We start from the raw sequence: 14,916 nt of genomic DNA, 5'->3' as shown, positions 1-14,916 counted from the left end.
CTCACAAAAAGGATTTCCACTTCAATCCCTAACGCAAATTCAAAACACATATAATTATGGCAACAGATAACGAAATTTTATTTACAATAACAAAAGAAGACCTTCAAGAAGAAGCAATTCATTACTTAGGCAGAGAAATGGATGAAGAAGAATATGCGAAAGCGAAAAAACTACTTGAATTCGGTGTTGGAGAAAATTTAAGACACACTTATTGGGGAATTTTCTTTGAACTAATGGATAAAAAACAATAATGGATAGAAAAATATCACCATCAGATTTATTGGCAAAGTCATTTTTGGAAATGGCAAAACAGTTCAATGCAAATGTTGAATTGATTAAAGTGTTGAAGTCAAGAACTTATAAGATTGGAGAAGCTAATGTTTTAGTAAGAGCTTCATCAGATGGAAATAGAAGATATTTTTTTGGGATTAATTATATCACAGTTGAGGAAATAGCCAATCTTGAAAATCCCTTCATTGCATTTATTTGTGGTTCTGTTGAACGAACAATTATTATTCCTGCAAAACTACTTTTCAAGCATCTTCACCAAATTAGTCACGATAGAAACGGAGAGTATAAAATCAATATTGACCAAGACCTAAACATTGTTTTATCAGGAAGAGGCAATAGACTTGAGTGCAAAACATTTATCAATAATTGGAATTTACTTTTATCACCACCAATATTTGAAGAGAACGAAAAGCCGAAAACTGTTGAAGAAAGCTTACATTCAGTATTGCAGGGGCGTTTGTTGGAAATAGGAAATATCAGAGGTTTTCAAACATTTTGTCCTGATAAATCAAAAAAGTTTAACGACAGAAAACTTGATGAAATTGCAACACTTAAAACTTGTCCAGAACTTCAATTCTCTGACTATGATTTATTAAGACAAATTGATGTGATTTGGTTTAAACCTAGAGGTAACAATTTTATTCCTGAATATGCTTTTGAAGTAGAACTTTCAACAGGAGTTTGGAGTGGAGTGGGTAGAATGGCAACATTAATGGACTACTCAAATGTTGGCTTGTATGTAATAGCAAATGACTCAAAGAAATATTCTCAAGTCATTAATTCATTTACAGAATATCAGAATAGATATAAATTCATTGCAAATGATTTAGTTGGTGAATTATATTCTGCTGAATTAAATTTAAAACAATTGAGAATTGATATTGGGCTATAACTCAACAACAAATTCAACAAGTAGAAACAGTTTTACGAAACAGTTTAAGACATAAATTCCAAAATTATAATCCTGAACCAGCAGTAATGCCCTTTCATACAAGGCTACTTGGTCAGGACAGAATGGCTTTGTTTTCATTTATACATTCATTAAACACAAATTTTGGGACAAGTATTTTTGAACCAGTTGCTAAAGCATTGGCATTATCAACATTTGCAAGTGCCGAATCACAGCAAACAGCAGGAAATCAAATTTCTTCAGAAGCTCACAGAGTAATCCAAAATATCATGGATGGACTTGCTGTTGCAACTTCGTCACCAAATAAGATTGAAGAGATAAATGCTATCAGAGTAGTTTGCCAAACCGGAGAAATGAAAACAGTGAAGCCAACCAAAGTTGATGTAAAGCTTGTTGGACATGACGGAACAATTTATTTATTCGACATCAAAACAGCTAAACCCAATGCAGGTGGCTTTAAAGAATTTAAAAGAACACTTTTAGAATGGGTGGCAACGACATTAGCAGCCAATCCAACGGCAAATGTTCAGACCATTATTGCAATTCCTTACAATCCTTACGAACCACAACCATACAACCGTTGGACAATGCGTGGTATGCTCGACTTAGACAATGAATTAAAAGTTGCAGCAGAGTTTTGGGACTTTCTTGGTGGACAAGGTGCATATACAGACCTACTTGACATTTTTGAAAGAATCGGTTTAGAGCTAAGACCAGAAATTGATGCATACTTTGCAAGATATAACAGACAATAGCCAACGCATTTGGTGTCACATTTGCAAAACCGCACAAGCCCAACGCTGAAGCCAAGTTTTGCAAAAGAGCCACCAAGCCAACGCACAAAGACACTGCAAGATGGACAGACAACAACACGACAGAAAAGAAGCACGAACTGTTAAAAGCGGTTTTGCAAAAAACGGGTTCAGTGGTTAATGGAACATTCTACCTCGCATAAAATTTTGTGATTTATTGACAGTTTAGTGCTCCTAAATCCGCTTCTTCGCAAAACTGCAAAATATTCATAGCAATACCCATAAATTGGTGAGACTGTATTTAAAGATAAGATTGAGGTCATAGAATGATAATTACCCTAACTACATCATATTCTTTTAAACCTTTAGGTTTTACGGTAGTTTTTTTAGCAAGGCATATTGATTATCTTTGCAGTTTAAAAAAAGAGGAACGAACGAATGGCTCAGAAGAATTATTTAGATACACTTAATGCACCACAACGAGAAGCAGTTACACATGCCGAAGGGCCATTGATGATTATTGCAGGGGCAGGTTCGGGTAAGACACGCGTGCTTACCTATCGTATTGCTTGGTTGATTGAGCAAGGGGTTGACCCTTTTAATATATTAGCACTTACCTTTACCAATAAAGCTGCTGGCGAAATGCGTCATCGTATTGAGTCGGTGATTGGAAGCGATGCCAAAAACCTTTGGATGGGAACTTTTCACTCGGTTTTTGCAAAAATTTTGCGTTTTGAGGGAAAAAGACTCGGATACACCTCAGATTTTACCATTTATGATACCGACGATACTAAGTCTTTGATGCGAAGTCTCATCAAAGAAATGGGTTTAGATGATAAAACTTATAAGCCAAACTACGTTTTAAATAGAATTTCAAGTGCAAAAAATGCCTTGGTTTCGTGGGAAGCTTATCTGAATAATCCGATTTACATTGAAGATGACAAGGCAGCCCGCATGCCCGAAATCGGACGTTTGTATAAAACTTACGTTTTACGTTGTTTTCAAGCAAATGCCATGGATTTCGATGATTTGCTCTATAATACCAATGTACTTTTCCGCGACCACCTTGATGTATTAAATAAGTACCAGCACAAATTTAAGCATGTGATGGTCGATGAGTTTCAGGATACCAACGTTTCTCAGTATCTAATTACTCGTAAGCTTTCTTCGGTCAATCAGAATATCTGTGTCGTGGGTGATGATGCCCAAAGTATCTACGCCTTTCGTGGGGCAAATATTCAAAATATCCTCAATTTCAAGGCCGACTATCCAGATTTGAAAGTAGTTAAGTTGGAGCAAAATTATCGTTCTACCCAAACCATTGTTAATGCTGCTAACTCAGTTATTGCCCGAAATAAAGAGCAACTAGAAAAGAATATTTTTTCAGAGAACGAAATCGGTAATAAAATTGAAGTAATTAAAGCCGCTTCTGATAACGAAGAAGGACGATTGATTGCTACCAGTATTTTTGAAGAAAAAAATACTCATAGCTTAAAAAATACCGATTTTGCTATTCTTTATCGTACGAATGCCCAATCGAGAGCATTTGAGGAAGCCTTACGAAAACTTAATATCAAGTACCGAATCATCGGTGGTTTATCATTCTATCAACGCAAAGAAATCAAAGACCTTTTGGCTTATTTGCGTTTTACGATTAATCAAAATGATGAAGAAGCTTTCAAACGTATCATAAATTTACCCAAACGTGGAATTGGCGATACAACGGTTGCAAAAATTGTAGTGACAGCGGCCGAGAATAATAAATCGGTTTGGGAAGTAGTTAGCAATATTAATCAATACGTAGCGGGCCGTGCTGCCCAAACAATTGATGATTTTGCTACGCTTATCAAAAGTTATGGAATAATGGTGGAGGAAGGCAAAGATGCTCATACAGTAGCAGCATACGTTGCCAAAACCTCGGGCTTATTAAAGGAACTTTACGATGATAAAACGGTTGAAGGTTTGGCTCGTTATGAAAATTTACAAGAATTACTTAACTCGATTAAGCAATTCGTTGATAATCCAGAGAACGAAGATACAAGTCTTAGTGCATTCCTACAGACAGTTACACTCATGACAACTGCCGACCAAGAAGACGAAGATGGAGATACAGATAGAGTTACGCTCATGACAATTCACGGTGCAAAAGGTTTGGAGTTTAAGAATGTGTATATTGTTGGGTTGGAAGAAAACTTGTTTCCTTCGCAAATGATGCTTTCAAAACGAAGCGATTTGGAAGAGGAACGCCGCTTATTCTACGTGGCTATTACGCGTGCTGAAAAGAAATTAACCCTTAGCTATGCAGAAAGCAGATATAACTATGGCCGTTTGAATTACTGTGAGCCAAGTCGATTCTTGGAAGAAATCGACCCTGTTTATTTACAGATTTCAAGAAGCAGAATTGTTTCTTACGGAAATCAAGAGTCTCGCAATGACCGAACTGAACCAGCCAAAATAGTACCATCAGGCTTTACAAAAAAAGAGAGTTTAATAGCTAATTTGAAGCAAGTTCAAAAGACCTCACCACCAGTAAACCACACGCCAACTGCCGATTTTGTGGCAAGTGATACTTCAAATCTTAAGACAGGAGATAAAGTTGAACACCCGAAGTTTGGTTTTGGAGTAGTGACTAAAATGGAAGTAAATGGCAATGATCGTAAAGCCACCATAAAGTTTAATACACAAGGCGATAAAACATTATTGTTGAGTTTTGCTAAACTTAGAATTGTGGAATCATAAGAACTGAATTTATTCAGTTGTATGCATTTAAAATATCCTTTGTTCCAATTATTCATCGAATTTATTCGATAATTACAAAAATTAAAATTAGGTAAGATATAAACTAAAAAAGACGCAAATCATATTTGCGTCTTTTTTAGTTTATAAAAACCTTGCTTTTAATTCTGGAGTAGGAATTCTACAGGCTTCAGTTTTTCCAAATATTTTGTATCTATTTCGAGCAATCAAATCATAAATCGGATTACGTAAAAATGATGGAATTACTTTAAAAACATAGCATAATTTCCATAAACCATCCATTCTTCGGGCAATCTCTAAAGCAGCATCAGATTTTTGAAAAACATTATCACCATCAATGGCAATTATGCTATCAAAATCTTGCGTTTTTAAAGAGAATTTTCTGAGAATTTCTTGCCCTACCTCCGATTGTAGTGCTGCAAATTTGAAAATTCCTTTACTATCCCTATCAATCACAAAATTGATAGAGGCATTACAGAAGTTACAAACACCATCAAATAGGATAGTCATTTTTTGCAAAATTTTCGGAGGAATGTTAGTAAATACTAACTTTACTTCATCGAAACCTCTTTCTTAGGTTCTTCTGCTTCTAACGTATTATTATTATATTTCGATGGACATTTCAATAAAATTTGGTCAGCTTTAAAGCATTTATTGGCTAAATCCATTTTGCCTACAACCACAACTTTTTCAGATTTATCTAAATCGGTTGGTTTTGGTTGGCTATACACTACTTTCGATTCATAATTAAGTGAATCAACCATTACAAACTCAAAATGATTAGGGTCAACAGATGGCTCATAAACCATACCTACAAAATTACCAGCAGCATCTTTTTTCAAAGTACCTACTACGTGCATGGTTTTAGTGCTCCCTTCTTTAGCCACTTGTTCGGCTTCACCAAAACTTACATAAGTGCTGGCATCGCCCACCGTTGAGATAATAATTGCGATAGCCACAGCAATGATTCCAAGAGCTATGATATGTGATTTTTTCATGTTTTAAATTGATGCATCAGTCGTCTTAAAGCAAACGAGTGATATTTATTTTACTAATAAACGTTGAGATTTGTTTCTCCCAGACTTTTGACTATTACAAGTTTTTTTCAATCTTGCTTATCTTTCTATCTAACAAAACTAAATAGGTAATAATTCCGATAAAAACAATTGTAATAACACCTACAACCACCCAAATCTTTCCTTCTGAACGCATTTTATCGGCCATCTCAATTTCTTGAGCAAAAAGATTAAAAGAGGTAAAAAGTAATACTAAAAACGAGAATATTTTTTTCATTATTATTGAATTTTAACAGATAAAACGAATATTTTTTGCCGCTTATTTCTAAAATAGAAATAAGTTTACTTTAGGATTTCAAACGCTCTATGATACGAATGCGAATGCGTAAACTTGAAATCCAAACGCCTAATAGTGTCCAACCGATAATGGCAGGGTAGAATACCATTCGCATGTGGTTATCCATATCATATTTACCAAAAGCAGGATTTCCACCATTGCCGGGGTGAAGAGAGTCTGTCAAGCGAGGTAAAATCCAAACTAATGGAAGAAAAGTAGCAAAAGCAAAGATATTATAAATGGCAGAAAGACGAGCTTTACGTTGCTCATCTTCAAACGAACTTCTGAGAATAAAATACGAGGCATAAATGAGTAAGCCTACTTCAACCGCAATAATTTTGGGGTCTTTCGGTAACCAATCTCCCCAAGTAAATTGTCCCCAAAGAGAGCCAGTCATAAAACCTAATATTCCGAAGAAAATAGCCACATTGGCAAATTCTACCGAATACTCATCATCTTCAACTCGTCCATTACGAAGGTATTTAATAGCAAACCACATTGAGGCAGTCATGAGGGTCATCATTCCGAACCAAAGTGGTACGTGAAAATAAACATTTCGAATGGTTTCGTTTAAAATTGGCTGGCGTGGTACAACGCCCGTTAGCCCTTGAATAAGTGTGTAAAGAAGAATTACCACACACAAAATTTTCCACCAAGCTTTTTTCATATCAATCATGCAGCTCCTATTACTTAAAAGGAGCTTGTTTTATCATTATAAACTGCGAAATTTTAACATAAAAATAAATTTCCTTTAATGGTTCGTGTTGAATTTAGAAACTAACTTCTCCATAAAAAAGGAAACAGTAAATAACTTATCGTAATCACAATGGCATCAATGGCCAAAAGTGTCAATATTTCATCATAACTTGTGCTCCAATTGAGTCCGTCCATCGCATTTTTTGATAGTCGAATAAGCATCAACAACATCGGTAAAATTATCGGAAAGCTCAAAACCGCCATCAAAGTAGAAGTATTTTCTGCTTTTGAAGCAATGCCAGCCACCATAGTTAGTGTTGATGAAAAGCCTATCGCCCCCAAAATAACCGCCGTCAGATACATCAGTAAATTATCTACAGGATTGCCCATGAATGCTGCATAAATAGCAAAACCAATCAATGAAAGCACTAGTAATAAGACTATATTATAGATAATTTTAGAAAGGATAATTCCCTGTGGACTAGCCAAAGTGTAGTAATATAGTTGGCGTCCGGCACGTTCTTGCGTAAAGCTTTTAGTGATAGAATTAACGGCCGTAAACAGTAAAATTATCCAAAAAAGTGTATTCCATGTAATTGGTTCTATGCCTTTTGCTTTCAAGGCAAAACTGGTATAGCAAACAAAAACCGTACTCACGATATAGAGAATCATGCCATTAAGGGCGTATCGTTGTCGCCATTCAAGTCTGATTTCTTTTTCTATAAGTGCTTTGAGTTCTTGCATAGTTTCGTAAAGCAACCGCGTCGGCGGTCCGATTTCTGAAATTGTTTTTTGCTCGCAAAGATACTACTCAAACAAATAGCATTTTTATGATTTTTATTCTTTTTCAGTAATTTTCTTTCTGCATTCGTTAGCATTCATCATACCCAAAGATTGTTGAATAGTGTTTCTGAGGATAGTTTTTGATGATACTTGTTAGTCTACATAAAATTTCGATGATGAAAATCATTTTTATTTTAGAACCAAAAAGCCTAATTTTACGTTTATTTGAAATCAGTCTAAATAAAGTAATGGTGCAAGCCGAAAAAACAGTTGCCGATTTAAAAGTAGGGGAGAAAGGAATTATCAATCATTTCAAAGATGATGCAATGTCGTTGAAGTTACTCGAAATGGGGTGTTTACCGGATACCGAGATAACGCTCGATTTTATTGCACCTTTGGGGTGTCCGGTAGGTATAACGGTAGCGGGGTACCATTTATCACTCAGAAAACGAGAAGCAGCTACCATTGTCATTAAATAAAATGGTGTGCGAGCATACTTAAATTTGGCTGGAAAATTAAAATAAAACCGTCCAAGTCGTTGGACTCTCGACTAAAATTAATTTTGTGAAAAATAAACAGGTTGTTGCATTACTCGGAAACCCCAATTCGGGGAAATCATCGCTATTTAACCAACTCACTGGGTTGCGTCAAAAAATTGGTAATTTTCCGGGTGTAACCGTCGATAAAAAAGTTGGTTTTTGCCGCCTAAGTGGTAGCATGGATGTTGAGATACTCGACCTTCCAGGTACGTATAGTATCTATCCAAATTCCCTCGATGAGCAGGTAGTGCTCGAAGTTTTAGCTAATCCTCAAAACCCTGATTATCCCGATTTAGCAGTAGTTGTAGCCGATGCCTCCAATCTAAAACGTAATATGCTTCTTTTTGAGCAAATCAGCGATTTAGGTGTACCTGCTATTTTAGCCCTTAATATGCTCGATGTGGCCGAAGAGTCGGGTATTTCTATCAATTCTGGTAAACTTTCAAAGATTTTAGGCATTCCAGTTGTAGAATTAAATGCCCGAGAGGGTATCGGAATTGAAGGTTTGAAACATACGATTTTTAATCAACTACAACACCGAAAGGCTCATATTAACCCAACTAATTACGATTCTAAAACTGAACAGGTATTTGAGGCAGTAAAAGAAAAATTTGGGATAGAAAATAAATATTTAGCTTTACAATATGCTGCTCAGGCACCTAAATTGATGTTTTTGGGAGAAAGTCAGCAAAGAGAATTAGAAGGTATTGTAAAGAAGTTGAAGTTCAATCCAGATAAGTTTCAATCTACCGAAACGATTGAGCGTTATCGTGATATTGGTGGAACCCTCACTGAAGTAATTATTGAAGAAGGTGTAAAAAAACAAACAATTACTGAGAAAATCGACCGAATTTTGCTTCATAAAATATGGGGCTATGTGATTTTCTTAGGTATTTTGTTCCTTATTTTTCAATCAGTTTTTACAATCGCTGAAACTCCAATGGATTGGATTGACCAAGGGGTGGCTATTGTTAATGACTTCCTGAAAACAAATCTCCCTGATAATCAATTAGTTAGTTTGCTCACTGATGGTTTGGTAGCAGGTATTGGTGGAGTTTTGATTTTTATCCCTCAAATTGCCTTTCTTTTTGCATTCATTTCGATTTTAGAAGAATCGGGTTATATGGCTCGTGTAGTTGTTTTGATGGATAAACTCATTCGTAAATTTGGTATGAGTGGAAAATCGGTTGTACCTCTTATTTCGAGTATGGCTTGTGCTGTACCCGCCATTATGTCGGCTCGTACGATTGGCTCATGGAAAGACCGCCTGATTACAATTATGGTTACTCCGCTTATGAGTTGTTCGGCACGTTTACCAATTTACACGATTCTTATTGCACTGGTTGTACCTACTACTAAGGTTTTAGGCTTTTTTAATATGCAAGGGGTTGCCTTGATGGGCTTATATTTATTAGGCTTTTTCTCGGCCTTAATCGCTGGATGGTTGATGAAGTTTATGCTAAAATCGAGCGAAAAAAGCTATTTTATCATGGAGCTACCAACCTACAAAAAGCCACGCTGGAAACAAGTAGGTTTTACAATTTTAGAAAAAGTAAAGACCTTTGTTTTTGAAGCTGGTAAAGTAATTGTTGCTATTTCGGTGGTGCTTTGGGTGTTGGCTTCTTATGGACCAAGTGATAAAATTCAAAAAGCAGAACAAGCAGTCATTGCCCAAAGTCAAGGACTTGAGCAAGATAAATTAGACTCAAAATTAGCTTCCGTTAGATTAGAAAATTCTTATGCGGGTCATTTTGGTAAGTTTATCGAGCCCGCCATTAAACCTTTAGGCTATGATTGGAAAATCGGTATAGCTCTAATTACTTCATTTGCCGCACGTGAAGTTTTCGTAGGTACTGTTTCAACCATTTACAGTATTGGGGCCGATGCCGAAAATGAAACAACTATCAAAGAACGATTAAGAAATGAAGTAAATGCCGAAACAGGTCAGCCCACTTTCTCAATCGCCACTTCTTTTTCTCTCTTGATTTTCTACGTATTTGCTATGATGTGTATGAGTACACTGGCCGTAGTATATCGTGAAACTAAGGGTTGGAAGTGGCCAATAATTCAATTGGTTTATATGTCAGTTTTGGCCTATACAGCAGCATTTGTAGTTTACCATTTTTTGAGTTAATTTTTTAGACAAGAGATTCGAGACAAAAGTCAAGAGAATTGAGAATATAGAGAACCGTTAGTATATAATTTTCTGTTTAGATTCGTGTAGCATTTATTTATTCAACATTCATTCTATCATTCAATAATAATTTTATGCTTGGCGTAACATCAGATAATAAATTGAAAAGATTAATTGTAGTAGGCGATAAGATTTTGGTGAAGCCTAAAAATCCATCAGATAAAACAAATTCGGGACTTTACTTACCCCCAACGGTTACCGAAAAAGAAGAAATTCAAAGTGGTTATGTAATTAAAGTAGGGCCAGGATACCCATTACCAGCCCCGACTGACGATGAACCTTGGAAAGAGACAGAAGAAAAAGTAAAGTATATGCCTTTACAAGCTCAAGAAGGTGATTTAGCCATTTATCTCCAACGCCACGCTATTGAAGTACAATACGAAGGCGAAAAATATGTAATTCTACCACAAGCCTCAGTTTTGATGTTGGAGAGGTTTGAAGATTTATAATTCACAAAAAAAAGCGATGGGTTCTCATCGCTTTTTTAGTTATCTGTTTCTAAATTCTTACTCTTCTAAGAAGTCTAAATCTTTATTATGCGTTTCTGGAATGCTCAAAGTAGAGTAAAAGCCTAAAACAAAGCATATAATCCCAACAATTGCTCCAGCAATAATGACACCTTGGTCTGGCTTAAAGAATTTATAAAGCGTTGTCATTAAAACTACTGTACCACGCACCATGTTTGGAACGGTTGTGGCAGCAGTGGCACGAAGGTTAGTTCCAAATTGTTCGGCACCTACTGTTACAAACATTGCCCAGTAGCCAGTTCCTAAGCCCAACCAACAACAAATGGCATAATACATGCTCGCACTTTTTACAGTTGGTGTAAATAATAATACCACTACACCAATTAATGCAAAAGCCATCATCACTGCAATTGCTTTTTTGCGAGAATGCATGGCCTGACTGATAAAACCACTGAAAAAGTCACCAACAGAAATACCAATATAAGCCCACATGATGGCTAAACCTGGGTCAACTTTTTCAGTAATTCCTAAGGCTTCCCCAAATTCATTACTTAAATAAGTGAGGATTCCGATACAAAACCATGTTGGAAGGCCAATACCAATACATTTCATGTAGATGACAAAGCGATTCCAGTTAGTAAAGAAAGAAAGGAAGTTACCTCTTTGAACGTGTTTCTTATTAGCTACTTCTTTGAAAATACCCGATTCGATGACACCTACACGAAGAAGAAGGAGTGCAACACCCAAACCACCACCAATGAAATAAGCAATTGTCCAGTCGCCTGAAAGTTTTACTGTAAAAGTGGCAACTACCGCACCTAAAAGACCAATACCCGCAACCAAAGAAGTTCCAATGGCACGTAGGTGTTTAGGTAAAACTTCGGATACAAGTGTAATACCGGCTCCTAATTCACCTGCAAGACCTATACCTGCAATGAAGCGTAACCATTTGTAAGCCTCAATCTTATCCATAAAACTAATGTGTGGAATTAAACCACAAGAAATATTAGCTAATGAATAAGTGATGATTGAACCAAAAAGTACTGAAAGACGACCTTTCTTATCGCCAAGTACCCCCCATAAAATTCCTCCTAATAAGAGGCCAATCATCTGAAAGTTAATGATATTGGTACCAATTGATGAAATTTCCTCCTTTGTGGTGAGTCCTAAACTTTCAAGGCTTTGAACCCTCACAATTCCGAATAGCTGGAGGTCATAAATATCTACAAAGTAGCCTAATGCTGCTACAATTACAGGTAAGCTAAAAAGGTGCTGAAACGTACTTTTTTCTTGATTCATAAATAGTTTTAGGTTTAGGTATAAGAAACGTATAACCCAATAATGGCTATGTGTTCTATTATAGTTCTTTTACTTTAATCTTACGCCATTTTACTTTAATACCGCCGCCACTATGAATTTGTAGGGCAATGCAACCATCTTTTGCACCTATTTTATCATCGTTGAGGGTAATCATTTGTGTACCATTTAAAAAAGTAGTTACTTGGTTACCTACTACTTTTACAGTCATTTTATTCCATTCTCCCATTTTTAGGGCTTTGTCTTTCTCTGGTTCTGGCTTTATTAACCAGCCACGTCCGTAAGACTCATATATGCCGCCAGTAGAGCTCCCTGGAGGAGCAACTTCTGCTTGCCAACCGGCAATTTTAGTACCCTCAATTGACGAGTGGAAGAAAACACCACTATTCCCATTGGCTTCTTGTTTAAACTCTAAAGTAAGTTCAAAATCCTTAAACTTCTTATCAGTTCCCAAGTAGCCATATTCTTTGTCTGGGCCACTTTCGCATACTAATAGACCATCTTCAACGTACCATTTTTCGGTACCATAGATTTTCCATCCTGTTAGGTCTTTTCCATTGAAAAGTGTTTGTTTTTTTCCTTTTTGTGCGAAACTCACTACTGAAAGTGATAACAAAATAAATAACGAAAGACTTGATTTAAGTTTCATGTCGTGTTAGTGTTGATAAGAGTTTGGTTATGGAAGAATATTTTTTTTACAAAGAAAAGCGAAAATCTTTATCTTGCATTGCTTAATTAAAAAAATGCTATGAAAAAAACTATTTTGTTAGCCCTTATATGTCATTTAACCTTTGCCCAGACAAAACTTACACAGATTACTTATGACGGATTCATTAGTAAAATCCCGATTAACCTAGTCCTTACTTTTGATGCTAATTTAGTTTATGGGACACTGTCATATAAGCGAGTAGGGCAACCGATAAAAGTTGTGGGTTCACTCGAAAAAGAAAACTTTACTTTACATGAGTTTGGCGATAAAGCCGAAATCACAGGTATGTATTTTGGTACTAAAAAAGGTGATGATATTAGTGGTAGGTGGTCGAACCCTGCAGGGAAAGAAATGAGTTTTAGTATGAAGAAAAATAATATCATTTCAATCGATAAGCCCGAAATAAAATCTGTAACTGGTTCTTATGCTTATAATTTTGGCAAAGATGGTGGCTCGGGAAATATGTATGTACAGCAAGTGGGCAAAGATAAAATAATCTTAGAAATTCAAGCTGTGAGGGGGGCTCCAAGCTATAATCAAGCAATTATTGAAAAAACGAGTTTAAAATTGTTTAAAAACGAAGCCATCTATGAAAATAAGGAATACGGCAAGTGTTTATTAAAAATATCGTTTTTTGATGGTGGAGCCAGTATCATATATTTAGATGAAGCTTATGAATGTGGTTTTGGAAATGCCGCAACTGTCGCTGGGAATTACGCTAAATTTGATAGTAGAGCACCAAAATTTGAACAGAATTGATTTAGAAATTAAATTTTAAGAAAGGTATCAGCATTGGTACATTTTGTTGATACCTTTCATACTCCTCGCCGAATACTTCTACTAGTTTTTTCTCTTCAAAGTATATTCCAATGAATAAATAAATCGTCAGTGCAATAGCATTCGATAAACTTCTCGTAGAGGCGTCGGTGATGACTGTTCCCCATATCAATACTAAAATGCCAAAGTAAATGGGATGACGCATATATTTCAATAAACCATCATTTTTGAACTCATTTTTAGCTTGTTTTTTATCGAAATCAAATCCACTAAATTCTCCTAAATCATAGCCTCTTAATGCCTTTAATATAAAAAATAGACCATAGAAACTCATAATTTGACCAATAATTATTTGAAAAAGGGATACTTGCCAAAGAGGATTTTTAGGAGCCGAATGGGCAATTATAAAAACAGGAATGAGTAAAATAATGGCTAAAAAATTATAGATTAATCTATAAAAACGAAAGTTTGTCCCCAATAATTTTGCTGCAAATTTTTTAAAATAATTACTTGCCATGATACTATGAATTGTTCCATAAAGAAGCCAAGCAAAAGCCAATGAGAGCATATTGATAAGAGTTTATTCGCAAAGATTAGAAAATAATAGGAAATAAAAAAGCCCTGTTTTCATTGAAAACAGGGCTTGCAAGTTATAGATAATTATCTTAAATCGACCACTTCTACACCTGGATATTTCTTTTTATCGAATGTGAAAAACTTATCATCGGCTGGAGCATTTGGCATAAACTTATCGACACGGAAAACAGTACGTTTGCCATTTTTATCCCATACTTTCCAAGATTTCACTGATTTATCTTTCTTATCAACTTTAATCTGAACCTTAGCTACTTTGCTTGTTTTATCTTCTGGAGAAAGCTCAACTACCTCATAAAACTGGCTGCCTTCTTTTACTTCTTCCAAGAAAACATATTTATAGCCTTTCTTATAAATCGTGTAGATTTTAGTTGGCGAAAGAGCATCCATTTCATTTGGGTTGAATTCTGTTACACTACATTCGTTCGTTTCCTTGACATAAGAGTACATTTCTTTGCCATTAGTAAAAACCTCTTGGCCTGCCATTTTCAAACGAAACTTCGCACCTTTTACTGTTACATCGCCTTTATAAGACTCCGTGAGTTTGGCATTTGTTCCTTCAATGCCATAAGTAAATGAGGCACTAAACGATTTCATTGTTTGGTATTTTTTGCTCATTTCATCTAAAATAGCGGTTGCTCTCTTATCTTTCTGAGCCATTACTAAACCACTAACAAGTAATAGATTAGCAGTTAAAACGAGTATTTTTTTCATCTTTATAATGGTTAATATTGCTCTTGTTTTATTTAGTTAGATAGAGCTTATCAGAAAAAGATT

16 protein-coding genes and 1 pseudogene are annotated in these 14,916 nt (G+C 35.6%); 8 read left to right on the top strand and 9 right to left on the bottom strand.

The features are described from left to right. Window positions 1-56: 56 nt before the first annotated feature. From EMTOL_RS03935 to EMTOL_RS03920, 4 genes are all read left to right on the top strand, one after another. Window positions 57-251 carry a hypothetical protein gene (locus tag EMTOL_RS03935; RefSeq protein WP_015027973.1) on the top strand — a complete coding sequence of 65 codons (195 nt, stop codon included), beginning with the start codon at window positions 57-59 and terminating at the stop codon, window positions 249-251. Beyond that, entirely contained in the window at window positions 251-1,183 is a 933-nt protein-coding gene (locus EMTOL_RS21655; RefSeq protein ID WP_015027972.1) for a type II restriction enzyme NmeDI-related protein, read from the top strand. Before EMTOL_RS03935 ends, EMTOL_RS21655 begins: the two co-directional genes overlap by 1 nt. After that, window positions 1,180-1,956: a TdeIII family type II restriction endonuclease gene (locus EMTOL_RS03925; RefSeq protein WP_015027971.1), complete on the top strand. Its 777-nt coding sequence runs from the start codon at window positions 1,180-1,182 to the stop codon at window positions 1,954-1,956. Before EMTOL_RS21655 ends, EMTOL_RS03925 begins: the two co-directional genes overlap by 4 nt. A gap of 435 nt (window positions 1,957-2,391) precedes the next feature. Beyond that, window positions 2,392-4,692 (top strand): ATP-dependent helicase, encoded by a 2,301-nt coding sequence (locus EMTOL_RS03920; RefSeq protein WP_015027970.1) that lies wholly within the window; start codon window positions 2,392-2,394, stop codon window positions 4,690-4,692. Window positions 4,693-4,833: 141 nt separating this feature from the next. On the opposite strand, the gene EMTOL_RS03915 is transcribed toward EMTOL_RS03920, so the two are convergent. From EMTOL_RS03915 to EMTOL_RS03895, 5 genes and pseudogenes are all read right to left on the bottom strand, one after another. Continuing rightward, window positions 4,834-5,220, bottom strand: coding sequence for a thiol-disulfide oxidoreductase DCC family protein (locus tag EMTOL_RS03915; RefSeq protein WP_015027969.1), 387 nt, complete (start codon window positions 5,218-5,220; stop codon window positions 4,834-4,836). Between the two features lie 41 nt (window positions 5,221-5,261). After that, window positions 5,262-5,708 (bottom strand): cytochrome c maturation protein CcmE domain-containing protein, encoded by a 447-nt coding sequence (locus tag EMTOL_RS03910; RefSeq protein ID WP_015027968.1) that lies wholly within the window; start codon window positions 5,706-5,708, stop codon window positions 5,262-5,264. A gap of 94 nt (window positions 5,709-5,802) precedes the next feature. Further along, a complete protein-coding gene (locus EMTOL_RS03905; protein ID WP_015027967.1) occupies window positions 5,803-6,003 on the bottom strand; it encodes a CcmD family protein in 201 nt (66 codons plus the stop codon). A gap of 70 nt (window positions 6,004-6,073) precedes the next feature. Continuing rightward, window positions 6,074-6,742, bottom strand: a pseudogene (gene ccsA, locus EMTOL_RS03900) (cytochrome c biogenesis protein CcsA); the annotation flags it as partial. Window positions 6,743-6,840: 98 nt separating this feature from the next. After that, complete coding sequence (locus EMTOL_RS03895; RefSeq protein WP_015027965.1) at window positions 6,841-7,503, bottom strand: heme exporter protein CcmB; 663 nt, start codon at window positions 7,501-7,503, stop codon at window positions 6,841-6,843. A 212-nt stretch (window positions 7,504-7,715) separates the two neighbouring features. On the opposite strand from EMTOL_RS03895, the gene EMTOL_RS03890 reads away from it, so the two are divergent. From EMTOL_RS03890 to EMTOL_RS03880, 3 genes are all read left to right on the top strand, one after another. Beyond that, entirely contained in the window at window positions 7,716-8,021 is a 306-nt protein-coding gene (locus EMTOL_RS03890) for a FeoA family protein (protein WP_305953169.1), read from the top strand. An 85-nt stretch (window positions 8,022-8,106) separates the two neighbouring features. Next, window positions 8,107-10,215, top strand: coding sequence for a ferrous iron transport protein B (gene feoB / locus EMTOL_RS03885; RefSeq protein WP_015027963.1), 2,109 nt, complete (start codon window positions 8,107-8,109; stop codon window positions 10,213-10,215). A gap of 134 nt (window positions 10,216-10,349) precedes the next feature. Further along, entirely contained in the window at window positions 10,350-10,724 is a 375-nt protein-coding gene (locus tag EMTOL_RS03880) for a co-chaperone GroES (RefSeq protein ID WP_015027962.1), read from the top strand. Between the two features lie 57 nt (window positions 10,725-10,781). Here EMTOL_RS03880 and EMTOL_RS03875 read toward each other — a convergent pair whose 3' ends face one another. Together EMTOL_RS03875 and EMTOL_RS03870 are read right to left on the bottom strand one after the other, a co-directional pair. After that, window positions 10,782-12,041, bottom strand: coding sequence for an MFS transporter (locus EMTOL_RS03875; RefSeq protein ID WP_015027961.1), 1,260 nt, complete (start codon window positions 12,039-12,041; stop codon window positions 10,782-10,784). A gap of 58 nt (window positions 12,042-12,099) precedes the next feature. Next, the gene (locus EMTOL_RS03870) at window positions 12,100-12,708 is read right to left on the bottom strand and encodes a 3-keto-disaccharide hydrolase (protein ID WP_015027960.1); all 609 of its coding nucleotides are present in this window, start codon (window positions 12,706-12,708) and stop codon (window positions 12,100-12,102) included. Between the two features lie 99 nt (window positions 12,709-12,807). Between EMTOL_RS03870 and EMTOL_RS03865 the strand changes: the two genes are divergently transcribed. After that, a complete protein-coding gene (locus EMTOL_RS03865; RefSeq protein ID WP_015027959.1) occupies window positions 12,808-13,527 on the top strand; it encodes a hypothetical protein in 720 nt (239 codons plus the stop codon). A gap of 1 nt (window position 13,528) precedes the next feature. Here EMTOL_RS03865 and EMTOL_RS21650 read toward each other — a convergent pair whose 3' ends face one another. Both EMTOL_RS21650 and lolA1 read right to left on the bottom strand, forming a co-directional pair. Next, window positions 13,529-14,113, bottom strand: a complete 585-nt coding sequence (locus tag EMTOL_RS21650) for a methyltransferase family protein (RefSeq protein ID WP_015027958.1) — start codon at window positions 14,111-14,113, stop codon at window positions 13,529-13,531. A 92-nt stretch (window positions 14,114-14,205) separates the two neighbouring features. Next, window positions 14,206-14,853 (bottom strand): outer membrane lipoprotein periplasmic chaperone LolA1, encoded by a 648-nt coding sequence (lolA1, locus tag EMTOL_RS03855; RefSeq protein WP_015027957.1) that lies wholly within the window; start codon window positions 14,851-14,853, stop codon window positions 14,206-14,208. Window positions 14,854-14,916 lie beyond the last annotated feature (63 nt).

It is taken from the genome of Emticicia oligotrophica DSM 17448, from assembly GCF_000263195.1.
Taxonomy (GTDB): domain Bacteria; phylum Bacteroidota; class Bacteroidia; order Cytophagales; family Spirosomataceae; genus Emticicia; species Emticicia oligotrophica.
Note: the sequence above shows the minus strand (reverse complement) of the source record. Positions and strands in the feature narration are given on the sequence as shown.